21 protein-coding genes and 1 riboswitch are annotated in these 23,083 nt (G+C 60.1%); of the genes, 7 read left to right on the forward strand and 14 right to left on the reverse strand.

From position 1 onward, the window contains the following. The first annotated feature begins 82 nt into the window (after positions 1-82). Entirely contained in the window at positions 83-451 is a 369-nt protein-coding gene (locus DD236_RS08670) for a DUF2218 domain-containing protein (RefSeq protein WP_109093972.1), read from the forward strand. Between the two features lie 177 nt (positions 452-628). Here DD236_RS08670 and DD236_RS08675 read toward each other — a convergent pair whose 3' ends face one another. Next, positions 629-1,831, reverse strand: coding sequence for an arginine deiminase (locus tag DD236_RS08675; protein WP_109094102.1), 1,203 nt, complete (start codon positions 1,829-1,831; stop codon positions 629-631). A gap of 174 nt (positions 1,832-2,005) precedes the next feature. Then, a complete protein-coding gene (gene ald / locus DD236_RS08680) occupies positions 2,006-3,100 on the reverse strand; it encodes an alanine dehydrogenase (protein WP_109093973.1) in 1,095 nt (364 codons plus the stop codon). A gap of 228 nt (positions 3,101-3,328) precedes the next feature. On the opposite strand from ald, the gene pcm reads away from it, so the two are divergent. Further along, positions 3,329-3,895: a protein-L-isoaspartate O-methyltransferase gene (gene pcm, locus DD236_RS08685; RefSeq protein ID WP_109093974.1), complete on the forward strand. Its 567-nt coding sequence runs from the start codon at positions 3,329-3,331 to the stop codon at positions 3,893-3,895. A gap of 47 nt (positions 3,896-3,942) precedes the next feature. Here the strand turns inward: pcm and DD236_RS08690 are convergent, their stop codons facing one another. From DD236_RS08690 to DD236_RS08700, 3 genes are all read right to left on the reverse strand, one after another. Then, entirely contained in the window at positions 3,943-4,131 is a 189-nt protein-coding gene (locus tag DD236_RS08690) for a YbdD/YjiX family protein (RefSeq protein ID WP_109093975.1), read from the reverse strand. Positions 4,132-4,178: 47 nt separating this feature from the next. Further along, positions 4,179-6,548, reverse strand: a complete 2,370-nt coding sequence (locus DD236_RS08695) for a carbon starvation CstA family protein (RefSeq protein ID WP_109093976.1) — start codon at positions 6,546-6,548, stop codon at positions 4,179-4,181. A 268-nt stretch (positions 6,549-6,816) separates the two neighbouring features. Continuing rightward, complete coding sequence (locus tag DD236_RS08700; protein WP_109093977.1) at positions 6,817-8,193, reverse strand: MFS transporter; 1,377 nt, start codon at positions 8,191-8,193, stop codon at positions 6,817-6,819. A 134-nt stretch (positions 8,194-8,327) separates the two neighbouring features. Between DD236_RS08700 and DD236_RS08705 the strand changes: the two genes are divergently transcribed. Together DD236_RS08705 and DD236_RS08710 are read left to right on the forward strand one after the other, a co-directional pair. Beyond that, positions 8,328-9,269, forward strand: coding sequence for an ROK family glucokinase (locus DD236_RS08705; RefSeq protein WP_109093978.1), 942 nt, complete (start codon positions 8,328-8,330; stop codon positions 9,267-9,269). A 65-nt stretch (positions 9,270-9,334) separates the two neighbouring features. Then, the gene (locus tag DD236_RS08710; RefSeq protein WP_207785762.1) at positions 9,335-10,624 is read left to right on the forward strand and encodes a DUF4921 family protein; all 1,290 of its coding nucleotides are present in this window, start codon (positions 9,335-9,337) and stop codon (positions 10,622-10,624) included. Positions 10,625-10,718: 94 nt separating this feature from the next. Here DD236_RS08710 and DD236_RS08715 read toward each other — a convergent pair whose 3' ends face one another. The 3 genes from DD236_RS08715 to DD236_RS08725 all read right to left on the reverse strand — a co-directional run bounded on the left by DD236_RS08715 (position 10,719) and on the right by DD236_RS08725 (position 13,792). Next, a complete protein-coding gene (locus DD236_RS08715; protein ID WP_109093979.1) occupies positions 10,719-11,552 on the reverse strand; it encodes an ABC transporter ATP-binding protein in 834 nt (277 codons plus the stop codon). A 93-nt stretch (positions 11,553-11,645) separates the two neighbouring features. Then, the gene (locus DD236_RS08720; RefSeq protein WP_243410169.1) at positions 11,646-12,698 is read right to left on the reverse strand and encodes a FecCD family ABC transporter permease; all 1,053 of its coding nucleotides are present in this window, start codon (positions 12,696-12,698) and stop codon (positions 11,646-11,648) included. Beyond that, on the reverse strand, positions 12,695-13,792 hold the full coding sequence (locus DD236_RS08725) for a FecCD family ABC transporter permease (protein ID WP_243410171.1): 1,098 nt from the start codon (positions 13,790-13,792) through the stop codon (positions 12,695-12,697). The genes DD236_RS08720 and DD236_RS08725 overlap by 4 nt, the downstream gene beginning before the upstream one ends. A 67-nt stretch (positions 13,793-13,859) precedes the next feature. On the opposite strand from DD236_RS08725, the gene DD236_RS08730 reads away from it, so the two are divergent. Both DD236_RS08730 and DD236_RS08735 read left to right on the forward strand, forming a co-directional pair. Further along, positions 13,860-14,852: an iron-siderophore ABC transporter substrate-binding protein gene (locus DD236_RS08730; RefSeq protein ID WP_109093980.1), complete on the forward strand. Its 993-nt coding sequence runs from the start codon at positions 13,860-13,862 to the stop codon at positions 14,850-14,852. 32 nt (positions 14,853-14,884) lie between these two features. Beyond that, a complete protein-coding gene (locus DD236_RS08735; RefSeq protein WP_109093981.1) occupies positions 14,885-15,673 on the forward strand; it encodes a siderophore-interacting protein in 789 nt (262 codons plus the stop codon). Between the two features lie 135 nt (positions 15,674-15,808). Here DD236_RS08735 and DD236_RS08740 read toward each other — a convergent pair whose 3' ends face one another. Beyond that, a complete protein-coding gene (locus tag DD236_RS08740) occupies positions 15,809-17,188 on the reverse strand; it encodes an MFS transporter (protein ID WP_243410173.1) in 1,380 nt (459 codons plus the stop codon). Positions 17,189-17,277: 89 nt separating this feature from the next. Between DD236_RS08740 and DD236_RS08745 the strand changes: the two genes are divergently transcribed. Continuing rightward, a complete protein-coding gene (locus DD236_RS08745; protein WP_109093982.1) occupies positions 17,278-18,153 on the forward strand; it encodes a patatin-like phospholipase family protein in 876 nt (291 codons plus the stop codon). Between the two features lie 15 nt (positions 18,154-18,168). Here the strand turns inward: DD236_RS08745 and DD236_RS08750 are convergent, their stop codons facing one another. The 5 genes from DD236_RS08750 to DD236_RS08770 form a co-directional block, all read right to left on the reverse strand. Beyond that, positions 18,169-19,062 carry a GNAT family N-acetyltransferase gene (locus tag DD236_RS08750; RefSeq protein WP_109093983.1) on the reverse strand — a complete coding sequence of 298 codons (894 nt, stop codon included), beginning with the start codon at positions 19,060-19,062 and terminating at the stop codon, positions 18,169-18,171. A 139-nt stretch (positions 19,063-19,201) separates the two neighbouring features. Continuing rightward, positions 19,202-19,852 carry an ABC transporter ATP-binding protein gene (locus DD236_RS08755; protein ID WP_109093984.1) on the reverse strand — a complete coding sequence of 217 codons (651 nt, stop codon included), beginning with the start codon at positions 19,850-19,852 and terminating at the stop codon, positions 19,202-19,204. After that, the gene (locus DD236_RS08760; protein WP_243410175.1) at positions 19,849-21,591 is read right to left on the reverse strand and encodes an ABC transporter permease; all 1,743 of its coding nucleotides are present in this window, start codon (positions 21,589-21,591) and stop codon (positions 19,849-19,851) included. The genes DD236_RS08755 and DD236_RS08760 overlap by 4 nt, the downstream gene beginning before the upstream one ends. A 5-nt stretch (positions 21,592-21,596) precedes the next feature. After that, a complete protein-coding gene (locus DD236_RS08765; RefSeq protein ID WP_109094108.1) occupies positions 21,597-22,643 on the reverse strand; it encodes a thiamine ABC transporter substrate-binding protein in 1,047 nt (348 codons plus the stop codon). Positions 22,644-22,674: 31 nt separating this feature from the next. Then, a riboswitch (TPP riboswitch) is annotated at positions 22,675-22,777 on the reverse strand. Positions 22,778-22,788: 11 nt separating this feature from the next. Continuing rightward, the gene (locus tag DD236_RS08770; protein ID WP_109093985.1) at positions 22,789-23,079 is read right to left on the reverse strand and encodes a DUF4235 domain-containing protein; all 291 of its coding nucleotides are present in this window, start codon (positions 23,077-23,079) and stop codon (positions 22,789-22,791) included. Positions 23,080-23,083: the final 4 nt, after the last annotated feature.

Raw genomic sequence — 23,083 nt, forward strand, 5'->3', positions numbered from 1 at the left:
ATGGCGGAGGGGGTTCCATTTACGCAACGTTTGTGTCACGATATTCGTGAAGTTAGGAACACCTAACCCGAAAGGAGCGTTAATGGAGTCGGTAGCTGTTGTAGCCACGGATCGCGCAGAGCGGTACGGCAAGCAACTCGTCGGCCACATGAGCCGCAAAATTTCGGGTGAGTGGACCGGACAATCCGGATATCTTGACTTCAATGGCCGGGGAAGAGTTGAACTCTCCGCTGGCGCCGATGCCCTCAAGCTGGAGCTGACTTCTGACGATTCCGAGACCGAACGTCTCGAAGAGATTGTTGGAGTCCATCTGGCACGATTCGGTTCGAAGGACGGGATGTCCGTTGCTTGGAATCGCAAATCTAGCGAAGCGGGAACCGTTCAGGGCCCGTACTCCGAAGAGGATATGAAGGCATTCGCTGAGGCTAGAAAAGCTCGGCAGAAAGCATAACTGAATACCAACAAACTAAGTTGCGCCGCACGGACCCTTGCTGACACACCTCCCGTGCGGCGCATCTTTATGCTATCCCGGGGCTAGCGGCGTGTCCTCGGTTCGCTCAGGTCCATGCCGTTCCCCAGAGATTGCGCCTCCTCCCCAAGACTGCGTCATATCTCTGGATATTCGGGACTAGAAGGCGTCACGGTCCGTTGGGCAGCTCATACAGCGCGGGCCGCCGCGGCCTCGGCCCAGCTGACTCCCCGAGATCTCCAGAACCTCGATGCCGTTGGAACGTAGATATTCATTGCACAGCGTGTTGTGTTGATATGCGATCACCCGACCAGGGCTCGTGGCTAGAACGTTAAAGCCATCGTGCCACTGTTCACGCTCGGTCTGCGTAGATGAGGCGTCCGGGGTCAGGACGCGCACGGAACCGACGCCCATAGCCTGCGCGATCACATCCCACATGTCTTCTGGGGCGTGGGTTGAGACGTCGATGCGCCCGGCTGACGCCGGCGTGAGGACCATTGACTCCAACAAGCCCGGGTATACCAGAAAAGACTCTGGATCCACCATGGTGAGGATGGTATCAAGGTGCATAAATGCGCGGGTTTTTGGAACGTTGAGCGCCACGGCACGCTTGGCCGAGCTTGTGGCGAAGAGCTGCGCGGCAAGGCGCTCCACTCCCTGCGGCGTTGTACGCTCCGATACGCCGATCAAGACAGTTTCATCATTGAGCACCGCAATGTCCCCGCCCTCAATCGCCGCCGGACCATCCGCCGTCCCATTGTTCCACTTGCGTGTTCCGGCAAACATCGGATGCCAAGTGTAAATGATCGTCATGTTCACCGTCTCCCGGCGCCGGGCGCGGCGATTCAGCGAATGGACGGAAACGCCATCGTATATCCACGCTGAGGAATCCCTCGTGAAGAGGTGGTTTGGGAGGCAAGAGAACGTCATGTCCCCCGGGCCGAGGGTCTCCAGATAAAGCGAGCCCGGAGCGTGACCGGCCGCGGCCAGCTCATCCTTTGTGAGCCCGCAGATCAGCAGCTCCGCCAGCGCTTCGGTAGTCAAAGTCGAGGCATAATCCGCGAGTGCACCAGCTACCGCGACGCCGTAGGAGCGCGGATCAAAGGTGGTCTCAATCGCGTATTCGCGGGCGTCCGGGTTTGTGAGCGCCCGTGCAAGCAGCTCCTCAAGGTAGAGGACTTCGGCTCCTTCGCCCCGGAGAACATCGGCGAATCCATCATGCTCCGATTGAGCCTTCTCAACCCACGGGACGTCATCGTAGAGAAGCGAATCCATCGTGGAAGGGGTTACCCGCGCTAGCTCATTGCCCGGCCGGTGAACGATCACTTGGCGTAGGTGCCCTGTCTCGGATGCGATACCCATGGTCACATCGTAGCGGCTAGCCCCACTGCGGGTTTGCGCCACCTCACTAGGTAGTGGCGTGGCGCAAACCGTGTAAAGGCCTGCATAATTTCGTGACAGAGAGCGTTGGCTTCTTCATGGGGCACCTCAGGCCTTCTCCCACGAACTTATTCAGATCGATAATCCCGTGCGAGACTAGCCAACCTGCAAGCCGTGCGCGGCCGCAACCGCCCTGTTAACAACCTTGCCACCTTGTATGTTGAGCCCTTTGGCCAGTGCCTTGTCATCGGCAACAGCTTGCTCCCACCCCTTCTCTGCAATCGCGATAGCGTAGGAAATGGTCGCGTTGGTCAGAGCAATGGTGCTCGTTCGGGGCACGGCACCAGGCATATTCGCCACGCAGTAGTAAGTCGAGTTATGGACTGCATACGTGGGATCATCATGCGTGGTTGGCCGCGATCCTTCGAAGCAACCACCCTGATCGATGGCAATATCAACAAGGACTGACCCAGGTTTCATCCCAGCAACCATATCGTCGGTCACCAACTTGGGCGCTGCCGCACCAGGAATGAGCACCGATCCGATCACCAGATCCGCATCCTGCACGGCCTCTGCCACGGTGTGAGGCGAGGAGCGGAGAGTGGTGATGTGACCATCGAACCGCGCTTCCAACTCCGCCAACCGCGGCAAGTTCACATCCAGAATCGTAACCTCAGCGCCTAGCCCCAGCGCGTTGGCTGCGGCATTCTCTCCGGCGGTTCCTCCACCAACAACCACGGTGCGACCGCGAGGAACACCAGGGATCCCGCCCAGAAGCAGACCGCGTCCGCCATTCGTCTTCATCAACTGATTCGCGCCAACCTGCGCAGAAAGGCGTCCGGCAATCACGGACATCGGGGATAGCAGCGGGAGGCTGTGATTCGCCAACTGGACAGTTTCGTATGCGATTGCCGTGGCACCGGAGGCAACGAGCGCCTCAGTGAGTGGGCGATCTGCAGCTAGGTGTAGATAGGTGAAGATGATGTGATCCTCGCGGATCAAGGAATACTCGCTCGCGATGGGTTCCTTGACCTTGAGAATCATCTCGGAGCGCGCCCAAACCTCTTCGGCACTCTCAACGATCTGAGCACCTTCGGTAGCGTACTCAGCGTCCTCAAAGGCGGAGCCAAGGCCAGCGCCTTTCTCTACGAGAACCTCGTGTCCTAGCGCAACCAGTTCGCCAACGCCGGCAGGGGTTGCTGCCACGCGATACTCGTTGTTCTTCACCTCTGTGGGAACGCCAATGAGCATCCTATTCTCCTATCAATATGATCCGAAAAGGGCTGGGGCCGAACCCGATCAAGAACCGCATCGCGAACTAGGTCGGGAACCGTGCAGCCTCATTCAATGTGATTAAACCTACCGCACAAAGATCCTCCTCGGTTCTGACAATGGTCCGTTCCTACCATGTAGTCAGGCAGGCACCACCCCAGTAAACTTGACGGCAAGACGCCCAACACCGCGCGAAAGGGTTGAGCAATGAGTGACGCCGTGACAACAGCAATGCGCGAAGTCTCCCGCGCAGATTTCCTCCCAGAATCCATCAAACATCTGGCTCACTATGACGGCCCACTGCCCATCGGCGAAAGCCAAACCAACTCGCAGCCGTATACTGTTGCCGAAATGCTCAGGCTCCTAGAGGTACATCCGGGCCACCGTATACTCGATGTGGGTGCGGGCTCCGGCTGGACAACAGCGTTATTGGCGTACCTCACCGGAGGAGCGGGGACGGTGATTGGGTTGGAGCGCAACGCCAATCTGATCGGACCGGCACGGGAGGCACTCAGCTTTTACGTAGAGGACAACGCCCGCATCGACGAGGCAACCGCGGGCATACTTGGAGCGCCGGATGAAGCACCGTTTGACCGAATACTCGTTTCGGCCACCGCGCCACGAATACCCCAATCACTGGTTGATCAGCTTGCCGATGACGGCATCATGGTGATCCCGGTAGCCACCACGATGAAGCGGGTGCGGCGCCGGGGCGGCCAGATCGAAGTCACTGATCATGGGCAGTACCGTTTTGTCCCGCTCGTTGAGGATTGAGTGGGCCCCGGGAAGCTTTCACTCCTCGGGGCCCACAACTTGTTCGGCTAGCAGCAGCCGGTTGAGACGTTCTCCTCGTCGAACTTGGCGCGGTCGCGCCAGAATTCGCGTTCGGACATCGGCTCGTGATCCGGGTGCTCGCGCCGATGCCGCGTCACGTAATGGTCATAGGCCGATTCGCCGGTGAAATCGCGCCATAGAGCGCGCCATTCACTTAGCTTCGTCCGTATGTCCATCGCGGACCTCCATCGTGTCGCTGCCGCCAAATTGCATTTCCACGCCGCTATTCGGCGTGTTCCGTACTCTTGCCAGGAATGAGAGCCGGATCGCCCACAACTTCGTATTCCTTGTTGAGCTTCTTCTCCAACTTGGTAGCAAACAGGCTAGCAGGTGCGAAGAAGTTCGAGGCCCGATGCGGATCCTCGGACGTAGTGGTGTCCTTGGTTTGCCACGTGCGGACCATCCGAATGCAGGCGCACACAATCACAAACGCCACGCATACAAGGAAGATGATGGACATGGTTCCTTGGATGAAGGTGTTGCGGATAATGTCACCTTGGATCGAGATCGCCTCGGGATCCGTGAGCGTGTCGCGCAGGGCGCGGGCGTCGCGCCACTGCTGCCAGTAGCCGATGGCCGGATCCGTGGAGAAGATCTTCTGCCACGACGCCGTAAACGTGACCGCCGTATCGAAGACGAACGGAATTGCCGGGATCCACAGCCACTTCGTGTATCCCTTGCGGACAACCACAACGCAGCACAACAGCAATGCCACAGCGGCTATCAACTGGTTCGCGATACCGAAGAGCGGATACAGGGTCTGGATACCGCCTCTCGGATCCGTCACGCCCATGAGGAGCAGCGAGCCCCAGGCGGCCACAACGAGCGCGGTGGAGATCCATGCACCCACGCGCCAAGACGGATCGCGGAACTTCTTGTTGAAGGCACCAAAGGCATCGGATACTTGGAAGCGTGCCACTCGGGTCACCGCGTCCACTGCCGAAAGGATGAAGAGCGCTTCAAACATGATGGCAAAGTGGTACCAGAAGCCCATCATCGTCCGGCCTCCACCGATTTGGTGGAGGATGTGTGCGATGCCCACCGCGAGGGTTGGCGCACCGCCGGTACGGGAGGTGACGTGGGGTTCGCCCACATCGTTGGCTAGGGATTCAAAGGCTTCACCGTCATAGTAGACCTTGTCGTTGCCATCCTCGTCCCACGAATCCCACGCGGCCCGGATCGAGTCACCGTGGGCGTCAGTCACGCCAAGGTTCTTGACGGCCTCTGCCGTAATATCATCACGGTTGTCAGTTGTTTCGGTGATCGCCGTGCCGGCGAGGTTATCGATAGTTGCCTCCGACGTATTCATGCCGAAGTAGATGCCCTGGTTAAGAGAGGCCGCTGCAGCAAGCGCCATGACGGCTACGAAGGACTCCATGAGCATGCCGCCATAGCCGATCATTCGAGCTTGGCTTTCCTTCTGAATCATCTTCGGGGTGGTTCCTGAAGAGACCGTAGCGTGCATACCAGATAGGGCACCACACGCGATGGTAATGAAGAGGAACGGGAAGAGTGTTCCAGCAAAAACCGGCCCGTCCGTGTTCGATGCGAACTCAGTGACCGCCGGCATCTCCACGATGGGGCGAACAACGATGATACCCACGGCCAGAACCAGAATGGTTCCCACCTTCATGAAGGTGGAGAGGTAATCACGCGGCGTGAGCAGTACCCACACTGGAAGAACGGCTGCGAAGAACCCGTAAATCACCATGCACCACACGAGCGCCGTTGGGGACAGGTGGAGGTACTGCTGGCCGAAGTCAGATTCGGCAACCCAGCGGCCACCGATAATCACAGCCATGAGGGCTGCGAAGCCTACGATGGACACTTGCGTGATCTTGCCGGGTTGGACGAATCGGAGCCACAAGCCCATGCAGATCGCGATCGGGATTGTACAACCCACGGAGAAAACGCCCCATGGGGATTCGGCTAGCGCATTCACGCAGATCATCGCGAGAACCGCGAGCACGATCATGAGCATAACCAAAACGATGATGGTGGCAACCGTGCCGCCAACCTTGCCGATTTCGTCCACAGCCATCTGGCCGAGCGAACGCCCGCCCCGACGCATCGAGAAGAATAGAACCAGCATGTCCTGGACGGCTCCCGCAACGCACACACCGAAGATGATCCACAGTGTGCCGGGCAGGTAACCCATCTGAGCTGCGAGCACGGGGCCCACGAGAGGGCCGGCTCCTGCGATGGCCGCGAAGTGATGCCCGTAGAGGACCACGCGGTGGGTTGGATCGTAATCCTTAGCGTTGTTGACACGCTCTGCCGGGGTTGCATTTGAATCGTCCGGCCGCATGATCTTGCGCTGAATGTAGAGCGCATAGAAACGATACGCGATCGCGTACGTGCAGACCGCCGTAATGACGAACCAAATGGTGTTGACTTCTTCACCGCGAACGATCGCTAGAATGGTCCATCCAGTTACACCGAGTGCAGTGATGAGCACCCAGAGGAGAACCTTTTTCCACGTCCACTTGTTCTCCGGCTTTACTCCAACCGGTACACCCGCCTTATTGCGGATGACGAGTTTCTCTTCCTCAGGTGTGTAGGAAGGAATCTCAGTAGAGTTTTGCTGCTCCATTGAAACTCTCATTTTCGTAGGTGGTTTACTCGGGTCAGGTTGGCCCGGGCAGAAGTCTAGGAACTCCCCGTTGAAAATCCCTAGGCACAAGTACCTGAGAAAACCCTAGGTACGGTTCGAGTCTATGCCTCGAGAGCCCACTACGCACAACCCTAATTAGCTAGATCACGCCATTTACCATGCTTTTACCCAATTAACACTCTTCCAAGGCACGTGATCTGAGGATTGGCTCACAGAGGCTCGGGAGGGCAAGGCAGGACCCACAGTCTTAAATCTTACGATCGCTACCGGCAATCATCCCGATCCCCATCACAATCGCCGCCAGCGCGATAGCCACAGCGATCACCGCGTTCCACCCGAGTGCGTCGCCGAGCGAGCCTCCGATAGTTGGCCCCACTGACGCGATCATGTATCCCACGGACTGGCTCATGCCAGAAAGCCGCGATGACTCCTGAGAGGTACGCGTGCGCGTATTAATGAAGGTGAGGCTGAGCGCAAAGGTAGCCCCAGAACCACCACCCATGATGATCGTCCACACCACGGCGATTCCGGGTGCAATGAGGAACCCGGCAAGACCGACGATCCATAACGAACAGGAAACGACCGCGCTGAGGCGCTGATCCCGGCGCTCACCCTGAACCGCAGTGAGAGTCAGAGTGGCAACCAGACCAGCAATCTGGAAAAAGGACATGTGCAATCCGGCAGCCTCCGCGCTGACCCCGTGCGATTGCTCGATCTCGGGAAGCCACTGCACAAACATGTAGAACAGTAGGCTCTGGGTTCCCATGAAAGCCGTGACCGCCCATGCTAACGGGATCGTCAGAATATTGCGCCGCGCCGCTGCGAGCGCACCCGAGTAGTCAGAGTCCATGCTCTCCCCTCCCGGCAGCTGCGCATCCACGCCGGTTTCGAGGTTGGGCAACTCCAAACCAAGATCCTCGGCCACCGTGGTTTCATCGCTCATTCCCACAGGCTCACCGCTGTCACGAGCCTCGCCGCTGCGGGCGTCGCCGCCCCCACCAGCATCGCCAATACTTCCGGCTCCACCAGTACTTCCAGCTTCAGCCGGGCCCCCGTCGAACACGCTGCGCATCCGCATGGAATACAACCAAGCACACAACCCGATACCCGCCATGAGCGCCCAACACCCGAGCCCAATCTTCCACGAAGTGGCCCCGGTAATGGGCACGACGATCCCCGCGGCGATGGCGGAGCTGAGCGTAAGGGTGGCCGAGTAAATCCCCGTCACAGTGGCAGCTCGTGTGGGAAAGTCGCGCTTAATGATGGGAGGCAACGTGGTGTTGAGGATACCGATAGCAAGCCCGATCCCAACGGTCCCGATCCACAGGCCCACCCCGGGCACAAATGACCGCACGAGGATAACAACCGCGAGCGCGCTGAGTCCCACAACAACCGTTACGTCAAGGCCAAGCCTCCGAATCACCCACGGCGTCACCAGCGCGCCCAAACCCATACACAGAACGGGAACCGACGCAAGGTACCCCATACCGGGCGTGCTAAGCCCGGTATCGGCTTGAATGTACTGAGTCACGGGCCCAACCGCCGTGAGCCCCGGCCTCAGATTCAGCGCAACCAGAACAATCACGAGAATCATGACACCCGAATACTGGCGGCTTAGCTTCACTGAGGCCCTTCCTTCTATTGGTCTTCCACCGATCTTTGACCGGTCTGATACCACTCTTCGACTATTTGCTTCGACTGCTTGCCGACTCTTTCATCGGTAAACAAAGACGTCTATTCTCCCATAGACTAGTACCCATGAGCGTAACAATCGGCGTAGATGTTGGCGGCACGAAGATCGCAGCGGGAGCGGTGTCAGACGAAGGCGAGATGCTTGCCTACGTCCGCAAACCTACCCCTGCCGGGGATCCAGATTCTGTGGTGAGAGTGATCACCGAATGTGTCGCAGAGCTCGAGAAGTCCTACGAGGTGGTGTCGATCGGAATTGGCGCGGCGGGGTTCGTGGATGCCGCCCGCAAGTCCGTGGTGTTTGCTCCGAATCTTGCGTGGCGCAACGAACCCCTCGCGGTCAGGGTGTCGGAGAGGACGGGACGGACCGTCGTCGTTGAAAATGATGCGAACGCAGCTGCGTGGGCTGAATTTAAGTTCGGCGCAGCGGCCGGAACGAAGTCCGCCATTATCGTGACGGTAGGAACCGGGATCGGCGGCGGCGTCATTATCAACGATGAGCTGTTGCGCGGATCGCACGGGTTTGCCACAGAGATCGGGCACATCGGGCTGGTCCCGGAGGGCAAGCTGTGCGGCTGTGGGCTCAAGGGATGCTGGGAGGCCTATGCCTCGGGTAACGCGCTCGTGCGCACGGCCCGGGAGTTCGCCACCGAATCCCCCACGGTGGCGGCGCGGCTGCTGGAGCTGGCCGGCGGCACTCCAGAAGGAATCTCCGGGATTATGGTGACGCAGGCAGCACAGGAGGGCGATCCTCTCTCCATCAAGTGTTTCGAGCAGATCGGGCACTATATGGGGAAGGGTATGGCCGATCTTGCCGCAGTGCTGGACCCGGAGATGTTCGTGCTGGCTGGCGGAGTATGCGAGGCCGGAGATCTTCTGCTTGACCCGACGCGCCGCTCACTCGCCGATTCGCTGACCGCGAGCAGCTTCCGCCCAGCCATCCCTGTTGGTGTGGCTACGCTGGGCAACGAGGCCGGGATTATCGGCGCGGCTGACCTTGCGCGCCGGTAGTTGGCTTTTTACCACGACGAACCACGCCTCCAACCCACCCTCCAATTGAGGACTAGGCTTAAGCTATGCAAATTGCTCCCCAGCTGACCACGATGGCAGACGGCACGATCAAGCAGCTCAATCCTTTCTCGGGAACTGAGGTGTGGACGGTGCCCGGGCGTGCGAATCGTCCTCTCGCGGTAGCCGTCCCCGATGCCCAGCCGATTGAGAATCCTGAGAGCACCTGCTCGTTCTGTTCTGAGCGCGTGCTGGAGACCCCGCCCGAGAAGGCGCGCATTGTCCGCGATGGCGATACCGGGAAAATTCGCCGCGGGACGCGGGTGGACGATCTGGCCGAGCCCTGGGAGTTTCGGCGAATTCCGAATCTATTTGAGATCGTCTCCTACGATTACTGGGCGAAGAACTATGGGTACCAGATGCCCGTTTCCGCGCAGGAGCGGATGGAACGGTACCTGTCTGACCCGGCCGGGAGGGCCCACGTTCTCTCGGTGGTTGAGCGCAAGCACATGGGAGAAAAACTATCCGAATGGGAGCAGCTAGAGGCGGCCAAGCCGTTCTTCGGTGGGTGCCACGATCTGGTAGTGGCGCGACGGCACTTTTCAGAGGGCGCAAAGGATTCGTCCCAGCTGGCATCCTCGGGGACTCTGAGCCCGTTGGAGCACCTGTGGTACATGCGAATGACAGTGGACGCCATGCGTGATATCTACGATGCCAATCGCTACGCCAAATATGTGCAAGTCTTTCAGAACTGGCTCAAGCCTGCTGGCGCCTCCTTCGATCACCTCCATAAGCAGCTCGTGGCTATCGATGAGCGCTCCGTCAACGCGCGGATGGAGACCCAGAAAGTCCGCGAGAACCCGAACCTGTATAACGAGGTAGCCGTTGATTATGCCGGCTTCCAGAACCTAGTGATTGCCGAGAACAAGAACGCCGTGGCCATTGCCGGGTTTGGGCATCGCTACCCCACGCTCGAAGTATGGTCGCGTTCGGCCAACTGCCAGCCGTGGGAACACTCCAACGAAGAACTGCGTGACGTCTCCGATCTGGTTCACGCCATGCACGCCGCGACCGGCCCGCATATCCCGACCAACGAAGAATGGTACTGCCAGCCGCTCGATCTGGACGTTCGCATGCCGTGGCGCATCCACATCAAGTGGCGTGTATCCACACTTGCCGGATTCGAAGGTGGCACTAAGATCTACGTAAACACCATCGATCCATGGAGCCTACGCGATCGCGTTGTGCCGCGCTTGTTGGAGCTGCGCGCCGAGGGAAAGCTGGCCCGTGATATCAACATCGCCACCGAATGCTCCTGCAAGGTCAACTCACTGCGGTATAACCGCGCGCTTCACTAGGCGCCCCTTCGCCGTTATAACTCCGTATGGCGGGGCCTGAGTGTTATATACCCTCAGGCCACGCTATTTCGGGTTGAACGCACGGCCAAGTGGGCTAGCGGCTGCGGCCCAGCGGGATCACCTGAGGCGTCCCCACAACAGGATCGGGCACAACTAGGCATTTCAGTCCGAATACTTCCTCCACAAGCTCGGCGGTCACGATTTCTCGTGGCGCACCCTCTGCCATGATCCGCCCATCGCGCATGGCGATGAGGTGAGTGGCGTAGCGAGCCGCGTGATTGAGATCGTGCAGCACTGCGATGAGGGTACGGCCAGCCTGATTCAGATCCGTCAGCAGCTCGAGTAGCTCGATCTGATAGGTGATGTCGAGGAAGGTGGTGGGCTCGTCAAGCAGGAGGATCTCGGTCTGCTGGGCCAGAGCCATGGCCACCCACACGCGTTGGCGCTGCCCACCGGAAAGCTCATCCACGAGCCTGCCGGATAGCGACGTCACGCCGGTGGCCTCCATCGCCTCGGCAACGGCCTGCTCGTCATCTTCCGTCCACTGCCGAATAAGCCTCTGGTAAGGATGGCGTCCGCGAGCAACCAGATCCGCCACCGTAATCCCATCCGGGGCGATCGAGCTCTGGGGAAGAAGACCCACCTTCTTGGCTACGTCCTTGGCGCGGTAGGAGTGAATATCTTGACCGTCCAGAACAACTTCGCCAGCACTAGGTTGCAACAGCCTGCTGAGACCACGGAGAAGAGTGGACTTACCGCAGGCGTTCGGTCCCACGATCACTGTGAAGGACTTGTCTGGGATGGAGACGGACAGTTCCTCCGAGACAATCCGCTTGTCATAGCCGATCGTGGCGTTCTCCACCCGCAGCCGGTCCTCGTGGCCAGCAACTGGGCCGGGCGTCTGGGAAGTTGCCGTAGGCAGCGTCATGGCTAATCCCCTTTCCTTCGGCTGATAGACAGCCGATCAGCGTTCATCGTACGGGTGAGTTTCTCGGACTTCTCGGACTTTTCCGACACGACGCTAGATCCTGCGCCGCGCCTCGCGAACAATAAGCCACACAAGGTACCCGCCCCCAATCACAACCGTCACAACCCCAACGGGCAGCATCGTAGGCAGGAGGTGCTGGGCGCAAAGATCTGCCACAACTAGAAGCATGGCCCCCATGCAGGCAGCGGGAGCAACAGTCACGCCAGGACTGCGGGTCAGCCGCCGCGCGATCTGTGGCGCAGCGAGGGCTACGAACGCAATGGGCCCGGCGGCCGCCGTGACCACCGCTGTGAGCGCAACACCTATCACCATGATGGCTAGGCGCACCGGCTCTGCGCGGGTTCCGGTGGCCGCTGCGGCGTCGTCGCCCAACTCTAATTGGCGTAACCCAGGCCCCAGTGCGGATCCTCCCACCAACAACGCGACGATGAGCAACCCGCCCCACAGGGCTTGTTCCCAACCAATCCCGTTAAGTGACCCCGCACCCCACACCGCAGCGCTCAACGCGACTTCAAGCTTGGCGGACTGCATGAGCCACGTGTTGAAAGAGCCGAGCATGGCGGAAACGGCGATCCCAATGATGATGAGGCGGAAACCTTGCACACCCTGGCGCCATGCGAGCAGGTACACGAGCCCCGCAGTGAGAATTCCGCCGATGAGGGCGCCGCCAGCGCGTTCCAGATACGTCCCACCCATCAGGATGATCACCACGAGGGCGCCGGTGTAGGCACCCGTGGAGAATCCGATGATGTCCGGGGAAGCTAGCGGGTTTCGGGTGAGCGATTGGAACATCGCACCCGCAGCTCCAAGCCCAGCCCCAAAGATGGCTGCCGCAAGTACCCGAGGCAGTCTCCATTCCACCACGACAGTATGAGCAAAACCCGCATCCGGCGAATTGATGAGCGCTGCCCAAACCTCAGGCAGGCTCAGCGTGTAATCGCCCAGAGCTAGCGAACACGCAGAGGCGATGAGTGTGACGCCGATCAGGACCGTGCATACGACCGCACTGCGCATGGACCAGCGAGCCGAGAAGGAGCCGCGGCGCACCAAGACTGAGCGGTAGCCGAAATCAATTGAAGTGCTCACAGTGCGCTCGCCTTCTTCCTACGCACCAGCACAATGAGGACGGGCGCTCCAATGAAGGACGTCACGATACCTACAGGGAATTCGGCTGGCCATTGGACGATGCGACCAACGATGTCCGAGGCCAGCATGAGGGAAGGCGCAAGGAGAATGGTGTACAACAGGATCCAACGCTGATCTGGCCCCGTGATCCAGCGAGCAATGTGAGGAATCATGAGCCCGATGAACCCGATCGGCCCCGCGACGGCCGTGGCCCCACCAGCGAGCAGCGTGACGGCCAGAACCACGAGAACCCGAACGAGGGCAACGTTCGTACCAAGTGATCGCGCCAGATCATCCCCGAGTGCGATGGCGTTGAGCGAAGAGGCCGCGATAACGGCGAGTACTAGCCCCGCCCCGAGGAAGGGAAGTACAGGAACAAGCACGTCCCAGCCGCGATTAACAATGCTGCCCACGTTCCAGTAGCGCATTTCGTTGAACGCCTTGGGGTCCAGCAGAGTCATGGCGCTCACGAGTCCGCTCAAGACGGCACTCAGGGCCACCCCCGCCAAGGTGAGCTTGGCCGGATCCGTACCGCCTCTACCCGCTGATCCCACAAGGTACACGGCCACGGTCACCACCAGAGCTCCCGCAAAGGCCAGCCACACCTGCCCGTTGATCGTCGTGACCCCAAATACCGCTACGCCCAGCGCAACAAAGAAGGAGGCTCCCGCGTTCACCCCAAGAATCCCTGGGTCAGCCAGTGGATTGCGGGTCAGGGCCTGAATGAGCGCTCCGGACACCCCTAGCGCAACACCCACGCATAGCCCAACGACTGTGCGGGGTACGCGAAGGCCCCAAATAACGTGGGCATTGTTCGGGTCTGAACCCGGGCCCAGCGCCTCCAGAACATCGCTGATCGGGATAGATTTGGCGCCGATGGCCACACTGAGAACGACGAGCGCGGCCAACCCGATAACAACGATGGGCAGCATGAGGACCCGGCGGTGAGCCGGCACATGCTTGCGTGGTAAGCCAACGGGTTCAACAGCATTTGGCGTTGCCGTCTGCGCTCCGTTCGGGCCCTTGAATCCGATGCCCTCATTCGATAATGTCACGCAAGACAGGGTACCCTAACTCCGTCCTTGCTCTCAGAGTTAAGTCCTATGACGAATGGATCTTTTCATGCGTTTACGCGCTATCTCCGCCGCAATACTGGCCACTACGGCGTTGTCCCTTGCCGGTTGTTCCTCCTCGGACAGCGGCAATTCAAACGAAACGAGCACGCCCACCGCAGCCTCCGGTGACGCTTATCCCGTGAGCATCGACACAAAGTTCGGTTCGGTAGAGATTACGGAACAGCCACAGCGCATTGTTGCCCTGGGGTGGGGAGATGCCGAACTCGCGCTCGCGTTTGGCGCTCAGCCCGTCGGGGCATCGGACTGGCTAGAGTTTGGTGGCGAAGGTGTGGGCCCGTGGGCTGAGGGACTCTATGATGAGGCACCCGAAATCATCGGTACCCTCGATCCTTCTTATGAGGCAATCGCGGAACTCGAGCCCGATCTGATCCTTGATGTACGCAGCTCCGGTGATCAGGAGCGTTACGATCGCCTTTCCAGCATCGCCACTACAGTGGGCGTTCCCGAAGGTGGCGATTCATGGCTCGCAACCCGTGACCAGCAGGTTGAGATGATCTCCTCCGCTCTTGGGCAGCCGGAAGAGGGCCAAGCTCTACTCGACGACCTGGCCCAGACATTCACCGATGCGAAGGAAGCCCACCCCGAGTGGGAGGGCAAGACGATCACTGTTGCCACACGTACCAGCGAGGGCTGGGGCGCATACGTCAATGACGGCCGCGTAGATTTCTTCGAGAATCTCGGATTCGAGCAGAATCCCACACTGTTGGATCTCCCAGTGAATGACAATGGGTGGAGTGTCTCCGTTTCCGGCGAGGAGCTTGAGCTGCTGGACGCTGACCTCCTCGTTGGCTTCCCCATCTACATCGATAAGACCGAGATTACTGAGGATGCGGGATGGCAGATGATTCCCGCCGTCGAAGATGGACGTTCGATCGTGATTGACGGTGACCTTTCCACCGCCTTCTCGCTGGGCACCCCAGCATCGCTCGAGTATGCGTTGGATGAATTCACACCGCTGATCGAGGATGCAGTTCAGTAGTACAGAAACAAGCCGGATATCAGAAGAAGCCTATGACTCAACACGCCGAACAGATCACGCCCAGGAAGCCTCAGCAGGCCAGTGTGCGCAAGTTTCGCGTCTATGAATCACGGAGGATCTCTCCCTCCTTTCAGCGAGTCACTATCCAAAGCACAGATCCCGAATTCGATCAGGAGTTCACCTACTTCGGATTCGATCACTGGTTCCGGTTGTTTTTCGCTGCTGGTTCCAGTCCTCTTGAGTTGCCCTATGGCGGCCTTGACGGCTGGTACCAGCGGCTCACCGCACTAGAACACCCTCCAATCGTCCGTAACTACACGATCCGTGAGGCGCGCAAATCTGGCTCCACTTGGCAGTTCGACGTTGACTTCGTGCTTCACCGCGGACAATCGGGGCAGGTAGAGGGCGAGGCCGCCCGCTGGGCACTTCGCACCAAGCCCGGCGACGAACTCGGCTTCCTCGATCAGGGCTGCATCTTTAGTACACACGGCCGATCCCCTCTCCTCCTCGTGTCTGACGAGACGGGGCTACCCGGCGCCGAGGGGATCCTGCACAGCCTCGATCCCAACAACACGCAGTGTATTTTGGAAGTTCCTCAGCCCGGCGACGTCCGCGGACTCCCTATCGACCCCATCTGGGTATTCCGGAACGGACGGTCGGGGCAGGCAGCTCTTGAGGCGCTGCGCAGCATCACGCTCGATCCTGAGTCCGATGCATACATCGTTGGGGAGAGCGATTTCGTCCTTGCCGCCCGGCAGATCTGCCTGAAGGATGGCTTGCGAAAGAACCGTATCGACTTTTGTGGCTACTGGCGCAAGTAATCGCAGCGCCTTCTCCACTTCTCCCGGAACAGCGTCAACTCTCAGAGGAGGATTGTTTTCAACAACGACGACGTTTCCTCACGTACGCTCCACGTCTCGTGGCCTCCCGTCACGCCCGTAAAACCCGTCCGGAGGTTAACCGATCCGGTTCCGCTTGGCCACCGGAGTGAACGTCATGGCGATTGACGCCAGAAGCGTGCCCGTCAAGAACACGAACATCGCGGGAACTACCCCGATAGCGCCCGCCAACAGCCCGGCAGAAACCGAACCGATCGGCATCACGCCCCATACGGCAAACCGGAAGGTGGCGTTCAGGCGCCCGAGCAGCGGCTTGGGGCAAATCCGCTGGCGCAGGCTGAGTTGAACGATGTTGTAAACGGTTTGGAACAAGGACTGAACAAACCCCACGCACACCAGCACGATCCATCCATGTGCCCCCGCCATCGCCGCAAACGGCAGGCCGAAATTAACAAGGCTCGCGATGATACTGAAGGCCGCAATTGTGTGGCCATCCCCGAGGCGCCGCACCACCCGACGATTGATCCCGGCACCGATCAGTCCGCCAACAGCCCCGAAGGATAGAAGAGTCCCGAGCGTCTGAGCGTCCAGCCCCATATCACGTAGTGCCAGTACCGGCAGCAGCGTGAAGACGCCCTGACCGAACAGGGCGTTGCAAGCGATGCACAGGAATAGCGGGCCCAGAAGCGGTTCGTTCTTCACGTAGCTAATGCCGTCACGGACTTGGTGCCATAGCACCGTATCCTTGGGCGCTGCGGGTTTCGGCTCCGTCCCGGGTATCGAAGCGATGGCCGCCGCCGAAAAGCCAAGGGTCCCCACGGTCAGCCCAAACGTCACAGGGGCGCTAAATACTCCGATAAGCCAGCCGGCAAGCCCTGGACCACCTACACGCGCAACCTGGAAGGATGCCTCTAGGCGCCCATTCGCCTGACCAATCTGGCGATTATGCACGATAGACGGCACTAGCGATTGATAGGCAACATCGAAAAAGACTGTCCCAAACCCGAAAACTGTCACCACGATCATCATGTGGTAGATCGTCAGCGCATCCATCGCCCACGCAATCGGGATGGAGGCAAGGGCCACCATGCGCACCAGATCGGCTACGATCATCGTCCGCCGCTTCCGCCACCGATCCACCCATGCACCGGCAGGTAGTCCGATCAGGAGGAATGCAAGTGTTTGGAGGCCGTTGAGTAACCCAACCTGCCCCTCTGTGGCATGCAGCACTACGATAGCCGTGGTGGACGTCGCGAGCCCGGCAACCTGGAAGCCGAATTGACTCGCCGTTTCCCCGACCCACAAGAAGTTGAAGGCGCGGTTGCGGTTGAGTGATTCGGGTGGCTCGATTAGACCGCCCACATCAGACTTTGCGGTGCCGTCCGCGCCTCCACTAACACCAACAGCTCCCGCGGAACCACTCAGCGCAATCGGCGCAACCTCGGTTTCGGGGGTGTCAATGGGCGCACGGAACTGATCTCGGGTATTTGACGGCACGCACTTATCTTACTCTCGGGAGCTTCCAGATTCCCGGCCGCTCCTGAGAATACTCTCACGCTCCACGCCCGCCCAGATACAATGGAGGCATGCCAAAGCTAGACGAAACTGCACTTGTTTTTGAGGGCGGCGGAATGCGCGCGAGCGGCACCTCACCCGTGGTCGTATCCCTGATTAAAGACAACATCGTGTTCCCCCACGTGTCCGGAATCTCGGCAGGTTCCTCAAATTCCATTAATTACATGGGCGGCGATGTCCAGCGTTCCAAAGAATGCTGGGTAGATTTCTTAGGTAGCCCCCAGATCGGCGGCCTCAACACGTTCGTCAAGGGCGAGGGCTACTTCAATGCCGAATACATCTACGAAACGGCAACGTCCCCGGGCCAAGCCCTGTCTTACAACTACGAGGCGTTCCAAAACCATCCGGCGAACCTTCGCATTGGCGCCTATCGAGTAAGTGATGGCAAGGAGCAGTACTGGGATAAGGCTTCGATGCGAAGCCAAACTGACCTCATGCAGAAGGTCCGCGCCTCCTCCACGATGCCCGGCCTCATGCTCCCGATCGAGGTGGACGGCGAACTCTACATGGACGGCGCCCTCGGCCCCTCAGGCGGCATTCACCTGGATGCAGCGATGGGTGATGGCTACGAGAACTTCGTCGTCGTCATGACTCGTCCCCGCTCGTACCGGAAATCGGCGCCAAGGCGCCCAGAGTTCTTCCGGCGATACTTCCGCGAGTACCCCACGGTGGCCGAAGGCCTCATCAACCGCTGGCACCACTACAATCGCACGCGTGACCGCCTGTTCGAGCTGGAGCGCGAGGGCCGGGCGTGGCTGTACTTCCCGGATAAAATGATGGTGTCCAACCACGAAAAGAACGTGGCGAAGCTTCAGGCCAACTACAACGCCGGCGAGGCCCAGATCGCACGCATGTGGCCAGACCTCATGCGGTTCCTAGAGCTCTAGCCCGCACGCCCTGCACTAAACGGATGCCCCCGCCACCTTTTCAGTGAGTGTGAAACCCGCGGATTGGAATACGTCCCGGATATGGTCTTGCGTGGGCAGCAACTCGGTTCTCACTCGCTTGGCACCCTCGCTACGCAGCCGTTCCCCGAGCGCAATGAGAGCCCCACGCGAATACGAATGCCCGCGGTAGGGCCGGTAGATGTAGAGCCGCCAGAGTTTCGCGTTGCTCCCGTCAATTTCCGCCCAAATTCCGCCTACCACCTGCGTGTCCGTGCAGATCGCGAATACCTCGTGGCCGGGGGTTGAGACACCGTCGTAGAGCGTGCGCCGCATGGTTTGTTCGGCGTCCTTACGTAGTTCCTCGGGAGACCTTTTTAGATCGACGACGGCCCTATGCCTCCCCCACGATTCACATATCGCATCAGCGAATTCGCCCAACTCCCCCGCGCTCATAGAGCGCAGGAATACATCGGTGCGAACGAGTGGCTCCTGCCCTTCCTCTTGCAGGCCGCCAAGGAGCCGAACTTGCGCGGTGAGGTAATGGTTGATTTCCCGTAGGTTCAGGGCATCGAAAAACTCGTGGCTATCCCCGTTCGAGAACCGGCGGACCAGAATCTCTTTGCCGCCCGTCACCGCAGCCAAGGCATCGATCCACGGCTCAACGGGAGGCTGAACGTTAACTTCCACGAGGGTGTCATCGATCCAGAGCCACTGATCAAGTTCGTCGGTCACGAAGATCTTCGAGTTGCACGGCGTGCCCACTCGGAACCTGCTGAGCTGGCTGTCCTTAAATGACTCTTCCGACGATGGCCGCAGGGAACCGGAATCAAGCCGAATACGCGCCATATGATCGACTATTCGAGGTGCCAGCTGTGCCACCTCGATTGGAGTGATCTCCCGTATTCCCATCCCTCAAGGATACGGGACTAAGGTCTGACGGGGCGAGTTTCGCCAGATTTTCATCCGGTCGGCCCGAGGCTGGCAATTTTCCCAGCAGCTAGACGATTTCCCCTAGCTCTGCATCCACTCATCGCCGCGTAGCGGACAATTATGTAATGCGGCCGTCCCGCATGTAGACCACGCGGTCCGCCACCGTTTCTGCCTCGTCATGATCATGAGTCACGTACACCGCGCTCGAATCTGCCGCGGTAATGATCTCGCGTAGCTCCACCGCCAGCTGTTCGCGCAGCTCGCGGTCCAACGCCGAAAGGGGCTCGTCTAAGAGCAGTAGGCCAGTGCGGCGGGCGAGCGAACGTGCCAACGCTACTCGCTGGGCTTGGCCACCCGAGAGCGTGGTGATGGCTCGATCGCCGTAATCCGGAAGGCCTACGAGGTCCAGCCAGTAGGCCACTTCCTCGCGGATCTGGGTACGTGACCTGCCGGTGTGTTCCAAGCCGTATGCGACGTTCCCGGAAACCGTTCGGTGAGGGAAGAGCTGGCCGTCCTGGAAGACCATGCCGCAGCCGCGCTTATGGGTGGGAACACCCGCCATATCCTGGTCCCCGATGAAGACCTGTCCCGCGGTCACAGCCTCCAGGCCAGCCACACCCCTCAAGAGAGAGGACTTGCCCGAGCCGGATGGGCCAAGGAGCGCCACGATCTCCCCGGGCGAGACGTGAAGATCTACGCCGCGTAGGGCCACATACCCGTCTTGATACGTTACGGTCACGTTCTTTAGCTCAAGTGCGTAAGGGCTCATGGCTTCCTCTCCTTGCTTAGAGTTCTAGGTGCCGATGCGACAGGGGCAGCAGCGTCCGGACTTTTCGCGGTGACAGAGCTGCGCCCCAACGTAACGCCGGCCCCGCTGCCCGTGCCGCGCTGGGCCCGCGGCTGGAGCGATTCACATAGTGCCATGACTCCGGCGGTAACGATTGCCAAAATGAGTGAGGCGGCCATGGCCATCCCGTAGTTGTCCGCCCCGGGGCGCCCAAGCAGTTTGGCGATGAGCACCGGCAGCGTGGTGCGGTCCGCGGTGGCAAGGAAGCTAGTGGCACCAAACTCCCCGAGCGAGATCGCAAACGCGAAACCGGTGGCAAGCCCCAGCCCTCGTACCATGAACGGGCCGTCCACGGTGAGTAGCACGCGCATCGGCGACGCTCCGAGCGTGGCCGCGGCCCCACGCAGGCGCGGATTAATAGCCCGAAGCACCGGAACTAGCGACCGCACCACAAGTGGCAGGGCAATAACGGCCTGAACAAACGGCACCATGACCTCGCCCGGCAAAAGGTTGCGCAGCGAGATAAAGAATCCGAAGCCCACGGTCACGGCCGATACCCCGAGCGGAAGCATGACCAGCCCGTCCAGCAACCGCTGCCCTACGCGTATCGCCCCGCTCGTGCGCCGGGACAACACGACGGATACGGGAACCCCGATCACCAGCGCGATCACGGTGGCCTGAAGCCCGATCTGTGCCGAGGTGCCGAGTGCCTCAATCGGGCTTACTCCTCCGGTGAATCCCTGCCCGGCGGTAGCCAGAAGCCTGAAATTTTCGAGGCTCCAACCACCCCCGTGCTGGAAGGCCCGGGTGGCGAGCGAGGCCATGGGAGCCGCCAACAGGAATACAACAACGCCCACGGTCAGCAGAACCGCCGGAAGATCCCCGCGCCCTACCTTCTTCGGCCACGATTCCTTCATGGACAGCGCCACATCGTTGCTCATCTTGTTGCTGACCACGAGTGCCAACGCCACGATCACGAATTGCATGCAGGACAGGACGGCAGCTGTGCGTAGATCGAGGAACGTAGTGGTTTGTACCCAGATCTCGGTTTCGAGCGTGCCGTAGCCGGGCCGCCCAAGAGTTTGGACAATCCCGTAAGCGGTAGAACAAAAGAGGAACACGAGCGAGGCCGCCGCCCCGATGGCCGGCCGCAGCGCAGGCAGCGTCACGGTAACGAGGGCCCTCAGCGGCGAGGCTCCAAGCGTGCGAGCAGCCTCCTCGCTGCGCGGATCCAACCCCGCCCACATCGTGCCTACGGTGCGCACCACCACGGAAAAGTTGAAGAACACCATGGCAAGAACCACGGCGATTACGGTCCCATCCAGTCCGAGCGCCTCGTAAGCACCACCGTTCCCGAGCAACGCCCGGAAAGCTACGCCCACCACAACGCTGGGCAACACGAACGGGACGGAGGCCACGGCGCGCAGCACCCGGCTCCCGGGGAACTTGCACCGGTACAGCGCATAGGCGCCCGGCACACCAAGGATCACGCTTCCGGCGGTGCCAGCCAGCGCCATCCACAGCGTCTGCCAGATGATCCGCCACGTGCGCCCCTGGCCGAGCACTTCGGCAAAACCGCCGAAGTCCAGCCCGGCATCCCCTACAAATCCGCGAACCAGCATGGCCACTACGGGCCACACAAAGAACACGCACAGGAAGGCCACGGGGAGCGCCACGGCGCTCCCCCAGCCCAAAACCTGACCTACGCTGCGCCTAGACAAGCGAGCTACTTCCCGCTCTCCTCAAAGACGGCGGTCCAATCCTTGATCCACGTGTCGCGGCCCTCGGCAGCAGCGGCAGGATCGGCCACGATCGGATCTTCGGGAGCCGCAGCGTATTCCGCCCACTCGGCCGGAAGCTCGATCTCATCGTTGATCGGGTATACATACATGTTCTCCGGGATGGAGGACTGAACCTCGTCCGAGAGCATGAAGTCCACGAACGCCTGAGCACCCTCGGGGTTTGCCGCCCCTTCAACAACGCCGGCGTATTCGACCTGGCGCACGCACGTGTTGTCCAGCGAGCCAGTGGCCCCTTCGCTTTCAGCTGGAGAGGAGGCATAGGACACGACCAGCGGATAATCGCCGTTGCCCTCGGCTCCTGAGAAGTCAGAGTAGTAGGCATCGGACCAGCCGGAGGCAACCTTCGTGCCGCCGTCTAGCAGTCTCTGCCAGTAATCGAGGTAGGAATCCTCCCCGAGTGCCTCAACGGTGCCCACGAGGAACGCGAGGCCCGGAGAAGAAGCCGCCGGATCCTCAACCACGAGCAGCTTAGAGTATTCGGGTTCGGCCAGATCCTCGAAGCTCTCGGGCTCGGCCACCCCATTGTCCTCGAACCACGCGTGGTCCACGTTTACGCACACATCACCAGTGTCCACTGGGGTCACAGCGCCATCCAGCGTGTAGTCCGCCCCACTAGCCGGGAGTGCATCGGAGGTGTAGGGCGCGAATACACCGGCGTCTACTGCCTTCTGCACAGAGAAACTCTCCACGCCATACACGGCATCAGCGGTTGGATTGTCCTTCGCCAAGATAAGTTGGTTGATGACTACGCCGGAATCGCCGGGTGCCGTCGTCGTTAAAGAATAACCGGTTTCTTCCTCGAACTGGTCAATCAAATCCTGCGGAACATTAAACGAATCGTGAACCAAAACCGTGACGGAATCTTGCTGTCCACCGCTGGCTCCATCACTGTCCCCAGATCCAGAGCAGGCCACAAGCCCGCCCAATACCAACGCGGCCACCGCCGTAGCCGCGATTTTCTGCTGCTTCATCTTTCCTCCAATCAAGGAGGGCCCACCAAAGTGGGGAGAGAACTCGACTCCCTAGCGCCGGTATAACCCGGATCAGGTTCGAGGGTCTGCTTTCGCACTCTCAGCGCCGAGGCGGCGCTCCCCTGTCGGTCTCAAAGACTAGCAATCAGTTGGTGGCGTCCGCTACCTCGTCCGCCACAGACTGTGCCCCCTCGGCTACCTTGTCCAGCCCATACCACTTGGAGGCCTGGCGCATAACCAGCTGGTTCACCACGGCCGCAACGGCGGCGGACACAACGGAAAAGACGATGGCATCACGCAGCGGCTCGGTGTAATCGTCCTCCTGGGGATGATCGCGGCCCACAGCCACCTTCCAGATGCCGTCTGCCAGCTTGTTCGCGAGGAACCCCGAGAAAACCCCGGCGCCAGCGCTGATGACCTTCCAGCCGATATCCATACCT

This window comes from Ancrocorticia populi, assembly GCF_003123745.1.
In the GTDB taxonomy this organism is placed as follows: Bacteria; Actinomycetota; Actinomycetes; order Actinomycetales; family Actinomycetaceae; genus Ancrocorticia; species Ancrocorticia populi.

Bases quoted from the DNA above. Each gene is read 5' to 3' on its own strand.
- DD236_RS08735 (WP_109093981.1), top strand. From the start codon at position 14,885: ATGACTCAACACGCCGAACAGATCACGCCCAGGAAGCCTCAGCAGGCC.
- DD236_RS08755 (WP_109093984.1), bottom strand. From the start codon at position 19,852: ATGAGCCCTTACGCACTTGAGCTAAAGAACGTGACCGTAACGTATCAA.
- DD236_RS08670 (WP_109093972.1), top strand. From the start codon at position 83: ATGGAGTCGGTAGCTGTTGTAGCCACGGATCGCGCAGAGCGGTACGGC.
- DD236_RS08730 (WP_109093980.1), top strand. From the start codon at position 13,860: ATGCGTTTACGCGCTATCTCCGCCGCAATACTGGCCACTACGGCGTTG.
- ald (WP_109093973.1), bottom strand. From the start codon at position 3,100: ATGCTCATTGGCGTTCCCACAGAGGTGAAGAACAACGAGTATCGCGTG.
- DD236_RS08750 (WP_109093983.1), bottom strand. From the start codon at position 19,062: ATGGGAATACGGGAGATCACTCCAATCGAGGTGGCACAGCTGGCACCT.
- DD236_RS08715 (WP_109093979.1), bottom strand. From the start codon at position 11,552: ATGACGCTGCCTACGGCAACTTCCCAGACGCCCGGCCCAGTTGCTGGC.
- DD236_RS08695 (WP_109093976.1), bottom strand. From the start codon at position 6,548: ATGGAGCAGCAAAACTCTACTGAGATTCCTTCCTACACACCTGAGGAA.
- DD236_RS08690 (WP_109093975.1), bottom strand. From the start codon at position 4,131: ATGGACATACGGACGAAGCTAAGTGAATGGCGCGCTCTATGGCGCGAT.
- DD236_RS08770 (WP_109093985.1), bottom strand. From the start codon at position 23,079: ATGGATATCGGCTGGAAGGTCATCAGCGCTGGCGCCGGGGTTTTCTCG.
- DD236_RS08745 (WP_109093982.1), top strand. From the start codon at position 17,278: ATGCCAAAGCTAGACGAAACTGCACTTGTTTTTGAGGGCGGCGGAATG.
- DD236_RS08710 (WP_207785762.1), top strand. From the start codon at position 9,335: ATGCAAATTGCTCCCCAGCTGACCACGATGGCAGACGGCACGATCAAG.
- DD236_RS08705 (WP_109093978.1), top strand. From the start codon at position 8,328: ATGAGCGTAACAATCGGCGTAGATGTTGGCGGCACGAAGATCGCAGCG.
- DD236_RS08675 (WP_109094102.1), bottom strand. From the start codon at position 1,831: ATGGGTATCGCATCCGAGACAGGGCACCTACGCCAAGTGATCGTTCAC.
- pcm (WP_109093974.1), top strand. From the start codon at position 3,329: ATGAGTGACGCCGTGACAACAGCAATGCGCGAAGTCTCCCGCGCAGAT.
- DD236_RS08765 (WP_109094108.1), bottom strand. From the start codon at position 22,643: ATGAAGCAGCAGAAAATCGCGGCTACGGCGGTGGCCGCGTTGGTATTG.